The 10,583-nt window shown below is 69.7% G+C and carries 9 protein-coding genes; 6 read left to right on the forward strand and 3 right to left on the reverse strand.

Annotation, left to right across the window (positions count from 1 at the left end):
* Window positions 1-95: 95 nt before the first annotated feature.
* Genes ileS through ndk form a run of 4 tightly spaced genes read left to right on the forward strand, consistent with a single transcriptional unit; the run spans window position 96 to window position 5,699 of the window.
* Window positions 96-3,455 (forward strand): isoleucine--tRNA ligase, encoded by a 3,360-nt coding sequence (gene ileS, locus AC1DG4_RS19420; protein ID WP_477420343.1) that lies wholly within the window; start codon window positions 96-98, stop codon window positions 3,453-3,455.
* Window positions 3,452-4,807 carry a bifunctional folylpolyglutamate synthase/dihydrofolate synthase gene (locus AC1DG4_RS19425; RefSeq protein ID WP_477378753.1) on the forward strand — a complete coding sequence of 452 codons (1,356 nt, stop codon included), beginning with the start codon at window positions 3,452-3,454 and terminating at the stop codon, window positions 4,805-4,807. Before ileS ends, AC1DG4_RS19425 begins: the two co-directional genes overlap by 4 nt.
* Window positions 4,795-5,277: a DUF4233 domain-containing protein gene (locus AC1DG4_RS19430; protein ID WP_477378755.1), complete on the forward strand. Its 483-nt coding sequence runs from the start codon at window positions 4,795-4,797 to the stop codon at window positions 5,275-5,277. The genes AC1DG4_RS19425 and AC1DG4_RS19430 overlap by 13 nt, the downstream gene beginning before the upstream one ends.
* A 5-nt stretch (window positions 5,278-5,282) precedes the next feature.
* The gene (gene ndk / locus AC1DG4_RS19435; RefSeq protein WP_477378757.1) at window positions 5,283-5,699 is read left to right on the forward strand and encodes a nucleoside-diphosphate kinase; all 417 of its coding nucleotides are present in this window, start codon (window positions 5,283-5,285) and stop codon (window positions 5,697-5,699) included.
* A gap of 68 nt (window positions 5,700-5,767) precedes the next feature.
* On the opposite strand, the gene AC1DG4_RS19440 is transcribed toward ndk, so the two are convergent.
* Window positions 5,768-6,379, reverse strand: a complete 612-nt coding sequence (locus tag AC1DG4_RS19440) for a vitamin K epoxide reductase family protein (protein ID WP_477378759.1) — start codon at window positions 6,377-6,379, stop codon at window positions 5,768-5,770.
* Window positions 6,380-6,641: 262 nt separating this feature from the next.
* Between AC1DG4_RS19440 and AC1DG4_RS19445 the strand changes: the two genes are divergently transcribed.
* Entirely contained in the window at window positions 6,642-9,041 is a 2,400-nt protein-coding gene (locus tag AC1DG4_RS19445; RefSeq protein ID WP_477421422.1) for an Rne/Rng family ribonuclease, read from the forward strand.
* Between the two features lie 34 nt (window positions 9,042-9,075).
* On the opposite strand, the gene AC1DG4_RS19450 is transcribed toward AC1DG4_RS19445, so the two are convergent.
* Both AC1DG4_RS19450 and AC1DG4_RS19455 read right to left on the reverse strand, forming a co-directional pair.
* Complete coding sequence (locus tag AC1DG4_RS19450; protein WP_477378763.1) at window positions 9,076-9,699, reverse strand: TMEM175 family protein; 624 nt, start codon at window positions 9,697-9,699, stop codon at window positions 9,076-9,078.
* On the reverse strand, window positions 9,696-9,995 hold the full coding sequence (locus tag AC1DG4_RS19455; RefSeq protein ID WP_477378765.1) for a DUF4031 domain-containing protein: 300 nt from the start codon (window positions 9,993-9,995) through the stop codon (window positions 9,696-9,698). The genes AC1DG4_RS19450 and AC1DG4_RS19455 overlap by 4 nt, the downstream gene beginning before the upstream one ends.
* A 270-nt stretch (window positions 9,996-10,265) precedes the next feature.
* On the opposite strand from AC1DG4_RS19455, the gene rplU reads away from it, so the two are divergent.
* Window positions 10,266-10,574 carry a 50S ribosomal protein L21 gene (gene rplU, locus AC1DG4_RS19460; protein ID WP_233309240.1) on the forward strand — a complete coding sequence of 103 codons (309 nt, stop codon included), beginning with the start codon at window positions 10,266-10,268 and terminating at the stop codon, window positions 10,572-10,574.
* The last annotated feature ends 9 nt before the right edge of the window (window positions 10,575-10,583 follow it).

A 10,583-nucleotide genomic window follows, 5' to 3' on the forward strand; every position in this document is an offset into this window, starting at 1 on the left:
GGCGCACGCGGGGTGGTACCGCGGTCCTTTTGCCGGAAGAGCACAGGGATCGTCCTCGCAGCAGCATCCGCCCGCCACCGACACTGCGAGACACGATGACCTACCCGCGCACGTCCTCCGCCGGATCCTTCGGCCCCGCCGCCGACGCCCTTCGACGGGCTCAGGGATCGATCTCCCCGAGTCCGCGCTTCCCCGAGATCGAACGCGACGTGCTCGCGTTCTGGGAGGCCGACGACACCTTCCGCGCGTCGATCGCACAGCGTGAGGGCGCCGAGGAATGGGTCTTCTACGACGGCCCTCCGTTCGCCAACGGGCTCCCGCACTACGGTCACCTGCTCACGGGCTATGCGAAGGACCTGTTCCCGCGCTTCCAGACCATGCTCGGCAAGAGGGTCGACCGCGTGTTCGGGTGGGACACGCACGGCCTTCCGGCCGAGCTCGAGGCGATGAAGCAGCTCGGGATCACCGAGAAGGACGAGATCGAGCAGATGGGCATCGACGTCTTCAACGCGAAGGCGCGCGAGTCGGTGCTCGCCTACACGCACGAGTGGCAGGACTACGTCACCCGTCAGGCCCGCTGGGTCGACTTCGAGCGCGGTTACAAGACCCTCGACCTCGGCTACATGGAGAGCGTGCTCTGGGCGTTCAAGACCCTGCACGACAAGGGCCTCGCCTATGAGGGCTACCGCGTGCTGCCGTACTGCTGGCGCGACGAGACGCCGCTCTCGGCGCACGAGCTGCGCATGGACGACGACGTCTACAAGGAGCGTCAGGATCCCTCCGTCACCGTGAGCTTCCCGCTCTCTGGGGAGAAGGCTGCGGCCCTGGGCCTGGAGGGCGTGCGGGCACTGGCCTGGACCACGACCCCGTGGACCCTTCCGACCAACCTCGCGCTCGCCGTGGGGCCCGAGATCGTCTACGCCGTCCTGCCCGTGGGGCCGAACGGTGCGTCCGAGGGCGCCGAGGGCGACCGCTTCCTGCTCGCGCGGGACCTCCTCGGCGGCTACGCGAAGGACCTCGGCTACGACAGCGCCGAGGACGCGCTCGCCGCGGTCTCCGCGACGGTGACCGGCGCCGAGCTCGGCGGAGCGAACTACGACCGCCTCTTCGACTACTACGCCGACGCCGAGACCTGGGGCACGCAGAACGCCTGGCAGATCCTGGTCGACGACTACGTCACCACGAGCGACGGCACGGGCATCGTGCACCAGGCGCCCGCGTACGGTGAGGACGACCAGCGCGTCGCCGGCGCGGCGGGGATCCCCACGATCCTGTCGCTCGACGAAGGCGGCCGCTTCCTGCAGAACGTGACGGACGTCGCCGGCGAGCTCTGGATGGACGCGAACACGCCGCTCGTGCGCCTGCTGCGCGCGAACGGGCGCCTGCTGCGCCTGCAGAGCTACCTGCACTCGTACCCGCACTGCTGGCGCTGCCGCAACCCCCTCATCTACAAGGCGGTCTCCAGCTGGTTCGTGCGGGTCACGGACTTCAAGGACGACATGCTCGCGAACAACGAGCAGATCACCTGGGTGCCGGAGAACGTCAAGCACGGCCAGTTCGGCAAGTGGCTCGAGGGTGCCCGCGACTGGTCGATCAGCCGCAACCGGTACTGGGGATCCCCGATCCCGATCTGGAAGAGCGACGACCCGGAATACCCGAGCGTGGACGCCTACGGATCCCTCGCCGAGATGGAGCGGGACTTCGGGCGTCTGCCGCGCAACGCCGAGGGCGAGGTGGATCTGCACCGCCCCTTCATCGACGAGCTCACCAGGCCGAACCCCGACGACCCCACCGGCAAGAGCACGATGCGCCGCATCGAGGACGTCTTCGACGTGTGGTTCGACTCCGGGTCCATGCCGTTCGCGCAGGTGCACTACCCGTTCGAGAACCAGGAGTGGTTCGACTCGCACTCCCCGGCCGACTTCATCGTCGAATACATCGGGCAGACCCGCGGCTGGTTCTACCTCATGCACGTGCTGTCGACCGCGCTCTTCGACCGTCCCGCGTTCACCGGAGTGAGCTGCCACGGCATCGTCCTCGGATCCGACGGCTACAAGATGTCGAAGTCGCTGCGCAACTACCCCGACGTCTCCGAGGTGTTCGACCGCGACGGATCCGACGCGATGCGCTGGTTCCTGATGTCGAGCTCGGTGCTGCGCGGCGGCAACCTCTCCGTCACGGAGGAGGGGATCCGCGCCGGCGTGCGCGAGTTCATCCTGCCGCTGTGGAACTCGTGGTACTTCTTCGCCACGTACGCCAACGCGGCCGACGGTCCCGACGAGGGCGGGTACCAGGCGCGCTGGCGCACGGACTCGACCGACGTGCTGGACCGGTACATCCTGGCCCGCACCGGCGACCTCGTCCGCGGCGTGCAGGAAGACCTCGAGGGCCTCGATTCGACCACGGCCGCCTCTCGGCTGCGCGAGTTCGCCGAGGTGCTCACGAACTGGTACATCCGCCGGTCCCGCGACCGGTTCTGGGTGGGTGTCGACCCGAGCGACCCGACGACGACCGAGGCCTTCGACACGCTGTACACCGTGCTGGAGACGCTGACCCGCGTGGCGGCGCCGCTGGTGCCGCTGATCGGCGAGCGCGTGTGGCAGGGCCTGACCGGCGGGCGCAGCGTGCACCTGACGGACTGGCCCGACGCGGAGCTGTTCCCGCACGCGGACGACGTGCGCGACGCGATGGACGCGGTGCGTGAGCTGTCGAGCGTCGGCAACGCATTGCGCAAGAAGGAGAAGCTGCGCGTGCGCCTGCCGCTGGCGCGGTTCACCGTCGTCTCGCCGCTGGCCGAGACGCTCGCTCCGTTCGAGGACATCCTCCGCGACGAGCTCAATGTCAAGGCGGTCGAGCTCGTCGCCCAGGGCGAGGGCACCGCCGCGGAGTACGGCATCAGCCACCGTCTCAGCGTCAACGCCCGTGCGGCAGGTCCGCGCCTGGGTAAGGACGTGCAGCGCGTGATCCGCGCCGCGAAGGACGGCTTCTGGACCGAGCAGGACGGCGTCGTGACGGCCGACGGCATCGCCCTGGAGTCGCACGAGTACGAGCTCGCACTGGAGACCACCGGCCGGCCGGAGGGCGAGGCGCTCGCCGTCGTGCCGACCGGAGGCTTCGTGCTGCTGGACACCGCGACGACGCCCGAGCTGGAAGCCGAGGGTCTGGCCCGCGACGTGATCCGTGCCGTGCAGGACACCCGCAAGAACGCCGGGTTCGATGTGAGCGACCGGATCCGGCTGCAGTTGCGCTTCGCCGATGCGGAGGACGCGGTCGCCGTCCGCAGCGCCTTCGCGGTCGCCGGAGTGGCCGAGGAGACGCTTGCCGTGGAGGCGGACGTCCTGGACGCGGGCGCCGAGTTCGCCACGGCCGAGTTCGTGGCCGACATCGACCAGGGCACCTACGCCAACCGCGGCGGCTTCGCCGTCGCCGTGAGCCGGATCGGAGACGTATCGTGAGCGATGACCGAGAGCGCGCCGACGCGGTCTACTCCGCGCTGCTGGAGCGCGCGGGAGAGAGTTGGGTGCAGCCGCGCAAGGAGCGCACGGCGCGCCTGCTCGAGCTCATGGACGATCCGCAGAAGACGTACCGCGTCGTGCACCTCACGGGCACGAACGGCAAGACGTCGACCGCGCGGATGATCGAGAGCCTGCTGCGGGCGCACGGACTGCGCACTGGTCTGTTCACGAGCCCGCATCTCGTGCGGTTCACCGAACGGATCATGATCGACGGCGAACCCATCGCCGATGCCGCCGTGGCCGATGCCTGGGAGGAGATCGAGCCCTTCGCGGGCATCGTGGACGCCGAGCTCGAAGCCGCGGGCGACGCGTCGCTGACCTTCTTCGAGCTGCTCACCGTGCTCGCCTTCGTGGCCTGCGCGGATGCGCCCATCGACGTGCTCGTGCTCGAGGTCGGCATGGGCGGATCCTGGGACTCCACGAACACGGCCGACGGCGACGTCGCGGTGTTCACGCCGATCGACCTCGATCACGCCGACCGCCTCGGCGACACGATCGCGAAGATCGCCGAGGTGAAGGCCGGGATCATCAAGGACGGCGCGGCCGTCGTCTCCTCGCGACAGACGCCGGAGGCCGAAGCCGTGCTGCGCCGTGTCGCGGCGGAACACGGTGCGCGCATCGCCTTCGAGGGCGAGGACTTCGCGCTCGTCGAGCAGCGCCTCGCGGTCGGCGGTCAGCAGATCACGGTGCGCGGGCTCGCGGGGCAGTACTCCGAGGAGTACCTGCCGATGTACGGCGAGCACCAGGGCTTCAACGCCGCTCTCGCGATCGCGGCCGTGGAGTCGCTCATCGGGGGAGCGCAACACGCGATCGTGGGGGATGTGCTCGCGGAGGGTCTGACAGGCGCGACCTCGCCGGGCCGCCTGCAGCTGCTCGGCATCGCGCCGACCGTGATCGTCGACGCCGCGCACAACCCGCACGGGGCGCGCGCGCTCGCCGCTGCACTCAAGGACAGCTTCGACTTCGACGAGTGGGGCCTCGTGCTCGGCGTGCTCGGCGACAAGGACGCGACGGGCATCGTCGAGACGCTGCTGCCGTCGGTCGAGCACGTGTTCGCGACCGCACCCGACTCGGACCGCGCGAGCGACCCCGACGCCCTCGCCGATCTGGTGGAGCGCGCCGGCGGCAGGGCTACGGTGCACCCGGCCCTTGGCGATGCCGCAGACGCGGCGCGCGAATGGGCGGCCTCGTCGGACCGGCGCGCGGTGATCATCGCCGGATCCGTCGTGCTGGCGGGAGAGGCGATCTCGCTGGCCGCCGCCGAGGATTGGAAGAGCGGATGGCGCGCGTGACCGACGAGAGCGCATCCGGATCCGCATCCGCGAAGCCGCGCCGGGCCCGCCCGCCGCGCGGCCTCGCCCAGAAGCTCGGATCGATCATCCTCGCGTTCGAGGCGATCGTCGTGGGCCTCGCGGGGCTGACCGTCTTCGGCCTGAAGGCGCTCGGTCCCGGCATCGAGCCGTGGTGGGGCATCGTCGGCGGCGCCGTCGTCGGAGTCGCGATGCTCGTCGCGGCAGGTCTCATGGGCAGCAGGGCCGGAATCGTGATGGGATGGATCCTGCAGGTCATCGTCCTGCTGTCCGCCATCCTGGTGCCCGCGATCCTGCTGGTCGCGATCATCTTCGGCGGTATGTGGGCCTACGCGATGATCGTGGGCGGACGCGCGGACCGCGCCGCCCGCTCGGCCGGCTCCTCCATGCCAGCAGCGGACTCCGCGGCTCCCGGCTCCTCCACCGACACCCCTGGAAACGACAGAGAGTGACTGACATGCCCACCGAAGAGACCCTCGTCCTGGTCAAGCCCGACGGCGTCGCGCGCGGCCTCACCGGCGCGATCCTGGCCCGCATCGAGGCCAAGGGATACGCGCTCGTCGACATCCGCCTGGTCGACCCGGATCGCGACCTCCTCGCGGCGCACTACGCCGAGCACGAGGGCAAGCCGTTCTACGAGCCGCTGCTCGAGTTCATGCTCTCGGGCCCGTCCGTGGCGATCCGCCTGGCCGGCAACCGCGTCATCGAGGGCTTCCGCTCGCTCGCCGGCACGACCGATCCGACCACCGCGGCGCCCGGCACGATCCGCGGCGACTTCGGGCGCGACTGGGGCCTGAAGGTGCAGCAGAACCTCGTCCACGGCTCCGACTCGCCCGAGTCCGCCGCGCGCGAGCTCGGCATCTGGTTCGACTGAGCCCGCACATACCAAGAACGCCCCCATCCGGCCTCGGCCGTGATGGGGGCGTTCTTCGTCGACGGGGTTCAGCGGAAGAGGCGAACGACCTCGCCGACCAGATCCACGCCGGCCGACTGCGCCAGCAGGATGACGATGACGAACGCGAGGATCGACGCGAGCGGAACCCAGATGCCGAGCCGCTTCGCACGCTCCTGCGCGCCGCGACTGATCGGGAAGGTCCCATTGGCGAAGAGCTGGAGCATCGTCGCCAGGAACGTCGGGATCACCACGATGTAGGTCAATCCGCACCACGGGCACAGGGTGTGCAGGGCGAAGAAGCTCTGCCCGATCAGCCAGCAGATGAACACGAAAGCACCGGTGATGCCGAGGCCGAAGAGCCCCCAGAACCAGCGCGGGAAGCGGGCGCCCGCGAGGATCGCGACTCCCACCACGAGTGGCGCCATCCAACCGGTCAGGCCGATGAGCGGGTTCGGGAAGCCGAACACCGAGCCCTGCCACGAATCGAGGTTTGCGCCGCACTGGACGAAGGCGCTGATATCGCAGCCCAGGGCGGCTTTGGGATTGGCTGCGGTGGCGAATTTGTCGAGGGTGAGCTGGAAGGCGGCCCACCACCCGACGACGCTCGCGATGATGAGCCAGATGGCGTAGCCGACGGGACGGGTGCGCTGTGCGGACATGCCGCGATTATGGCAGTCGCGCTTCTGTGCGACGTGCATGCGCACGCATCGGTTCGCGTCGAGTCGGGCATCTTGCGCCGATGGTGCGATAATGGACGGGTCGAACCACCATGATGGCGGTCGACGGATACAGACTTCGGGGGCCCCGGCCCCCAGCGATCAGAGCACAAGCCGATCGCAGACCGATTGAGTTCGCGGCGCCGAGTGCGCCGCACGAGAGAATTCACGACGGCCGGGCCGTCGTGCAGGGAGTACGCCAGAGATGGCCGACGAGAACAATGACAACGCCCCTACCCTCGACCTCGACGCGCTGCAGGCGCCGGTAGCTCCCGAGCCCGCAGAGCCGGCGCCCACGCCGACGGACGAGGACACCGCTCCTGCCGAGGACGTGGACGCCGCTGAGGCGCCCGTCGCCGAGGCCCAGGTCGCCCCTGAGGCGGAGCCCGAGGCCGCGACGGAGGTCGAGCACGAGCCCGCCGCCGAGAACGACGCGGCTGCCGAGAACGAGGTGTCCGCCGAGGTCACCCCGGAGCCAGAGCCCGCGCCTGAGACCGTCGCAGAGCCCGAGGCCGCCCCGGCGCCCGAGCCTGAGACGGAGCCCGAGGCCGCTACCGCCGTGAGCCTCGGCCTGCTGCCCGAGATCTTCGTCTCGCGCGTCTCGACGCAGCTGCACTTCCATGCTCCCGCGTTCGTCGCGCTCCCGGCCCGCACACGCGACAACGGGAACGACGGCGAGGACAACCGCCGCACCCGCGGGCGCGGCGGCGACAGCGAGCAGCCGCGCCAGCGCCAGCGCGTCGTCGAGTACATCACCGAGCCGAAGGCGATCAAGGGATCCACCCGGCTCGAGGCCAAGAAGCAGCGCCGCCGCGACGGCCGTGACGCCGGCCGTCGTCGACCGGTGGTGACCGAGGCCGAATTCCTCGCCCGCCGCGAGGCGGTCGATCGCGAGATGATCGTGCGGTCCAAGAACGGCCGCACCCAGATCGCCGTGCTCGAGGACAACGTTCTCGTCGAGCACTACGTCGCCCGCAACCAGGACGCCTCGCTCATCGGCAACGTGTACCTGGGCCGTGTGCAGAACGTCCTGCCCAGCATGGAGGCCGCGTTCGTCGACATCGGCCGGGGCCGCAACGCCGTGCTGTACTCGGGCGAGGTGGACTGGGACGGCGTCGAGACGGGCAACCAGCCGCGCCGCATCGAGCTCGCGCTCAAGGCGGGCGACCGGGTGCTCGTGCAGGTCACGAAGGACCCGGTGGGCCACAAGGGTGCCCGCCTCACCAGCCAGATCTCGCTGCCCGGCCGCTACCTCGTGTACGTGCCCAACGGATCCATGAACGGCATCTCCCGCAAGCTGCCCGACACCGAGCGCGCGCGTCTCAAGCGCATCCTCAAGGAGGTGCTCCCCGAGTCCAGCGGCGTGATCGTGCGCACGGCGGCGGAGGGCGCGACCGAGGAGCAGCTGACCAACGACGTGCAGCGCCTCACCGCGCAGTGGAGCTACATCCAGAAGCAGATCGAGACGCAGCAGGCGCCCGCTCTGCTGCACGCCGAGCCCGATCTGCTCGTCAAGATCGTCCGCGACGTCTTCAACGAGGACTTCACGCGGATGCGGATCCAGGGCGCCGACGCCGGTCGCACGATCCGCTCCTACCTGGACAGCGTCGCCCCCGACCTGCTGGACCGGGTCGAGACCTATGAGGACGATCGCGATCCGTTCGACGTCTACCGTGTGACCGAGCAGATCGAGAAGGCGCTGGACCGCAAGGTCTGGCTGCCGTCGGGTGGATCCCTCGTGATCGACCGCACCGAGGCCATGACGGTCGTCGACGTCAACACCGGCAAGTTCGTGGGCTCGGGCGGAAACCTCGAGGAGACCGTCACCAAGAACAACCTCGAGGCCGCGGAGGAGATCGTCCGTCAGCTGCGTCTGCGCGACATCGGCGGAATCATCGTCGTCGACTTCATCGACATGGTGCTCGAGTCCAACCGCGACCTCGTGCTGCGCCGCCTGGTCGAGTGCCTGAGCCGCGATCGCACCAAGCACCAGGTCGCCGAGGTCACCTCGCTCGGCCTCGTGCAGATGACCCGCAAGAAGCTCGGTCTGGGGCTGCTGGAGACCTTCAGCGAGCCCTGCGAGGTGTGCGCGGGCCGTGGCGTGATCGTGCACCACGACCCGGTCGTGAAGCACCGTGCGGCCGCGCCGCAGCAGAGCTCCAACCGTCGCCAGCGCGGCGGAAACGGCTCCGTGAACGCCGGCGCCCCGGCTCCGGCGCCGGCCGCAGCCCCCGCGAACGGTGGCACGCACGTGATCACCGAGGGCGCGAAGTCCGCCCTCGCACAGATCGCCGCCTCCAGCCGCGCGGCAGGAGAGACGCCGGCGGGGGYCGGCGACGCCCCGCTCGAGCCCGTGGCGGAGGCTCCGGCCGAGCGTGCAGGGCAGGAGCGTGCCAAGAAGCCGCGCAAGAAGCGCGGCTCCGACCGCAGCAAGTCGCCCAAGACGGAGGCGGAGCAGCTGCTGGACTCCGTGCTGGACGCGCTTCCCGAGCCGAAGGCACCGGGGCAGGGCCGCAACCGCCGACGGGTGAGCACGGGCGGTATGTCCGCGGGGACGGCCGTCGTCCACACGACAGAGGCCGCGCCGCAGGCGGACCAGGGCTGATCAGCCCGCAGGACCACGTCAGGAGGGCTCGGCGCTACGGCGCCGGGTCCTCCTCGGCGTTTCCGGCCGGGACCTCGCCGTGGTGCGCGCGCAGGTAACGCTCGACGCGTCGGTCCGGCGCGAGCCAGACGATCGCCACGATCACGAACGGCACGAGGCCCAGCCACGGCACCACGAACGACAGCGCGAGGCCGGAGAGATACAGCGCGAGGGACGCGATGCCCTTCACGTCGCGCCCGAACGCCTCGCGGAACCTGTCGCCACCCGGCTGATGCGCGATCGTGCGCTGCAGGATCGTGTAGGCGATCGCGGCGCCGAGCAGATTCAGCCCGTAGACGATCGTCGGCACCTGGGCGACGCGGGTCTCGGTCAGCCATGCGGTCGTGAACGGGTAGAGCGACAGCCAGAGCAGCAGGTGCAGGTTGGCCCAGAGCACGGTGCCGTTCACCGCGGGACGGAGCTGGAACAGGTGGTGGTGGTTGCTCCAGTAGATCCCGACGTACACGAAGCTGAGCAGATAGGTGAGCAGCCCCAGCCCCGAGGTGTGCACGAGGTCGGTCCAGGTCGATCCCTTGGGCACGGCGAGCCCGAGCACCATCACCGTGATGATGATCGCGAGGACGCCGTCGCTGAACGCCTCCAGCCTGCTCGACGTCATCGCGCGATCCTCGTGTCGTGGTCGTGCCCTCCGGTGCGGTCGCGAGCCGGTACGCGCAGGCCTGACGCGATCAAACGGCGCGTGAGCTCCTTGCCGCCCACGCGCTCCGCACCGCCCGCGACGAGCCGCTCCAGCGCGTCTTCCGGGACGTCGTAGTGGTCCAGATCGAACGCCCGGGCGGGGATGTCGTGCCGCGCGGCGAAGGCGTGCAGCTCGGCGACGCTGGCGTCGCTGACCAGGTGCGCCCAGAGGCGGCCGTGCGCGGGCCAGATCGCGTCGTCCACGAGGATCGCCATTCCGCGATCCTAGACGCGGGGAGCGCCGTCGAGGCCGATTCGCCACACGATCGGTTCCGGGATCCCGCCGCAGCGGCGCTCGCTTTGCGAGGGGGCCGCGCATCCGGTAAAGTAGCTCCTTGGTGCACCGCGCCGGACGCCCCACTCGGCCGCCGCGGGATCATGCAACTCGCGCCCGCCACTGCGGATCCCTCTGCTGTGGCGCGATGCAAGCACAGTCTTCCCGTGAGATTACGGAGCGGTCCCGCTCCCCAACGAAACAGGTATGAAGTGGTTTACGCAGTAGTGCGCGCCGGTGGACGCCAGGAGAAGGTCGAGGTCGGCACGATCGTTCAGCTCGACCGCCTGAAGGCGGCCCAGGGCGACAAGGTCGAGCTCGCCGCGGTGCTCCTCGTCGACGGTGACAAGATCACCACCGACGCCGACAAGCTCGCGAAGGTCAAGGTCACCGCCGAGGTCGTCAGCCACCTCCGCGGTCCGAAGATCGTCATCCAGAAGTTCAAGAACAAGACCGGTTACAAGAAGCGCCAGGGTCACCGTCAGGACCTCACGCGCGTCAAGATCACCGGCATCAAGTAAGCACGAAGA

Source organism: Microbacterium sp. 05N427 (genome assembly GCF_056397105.1).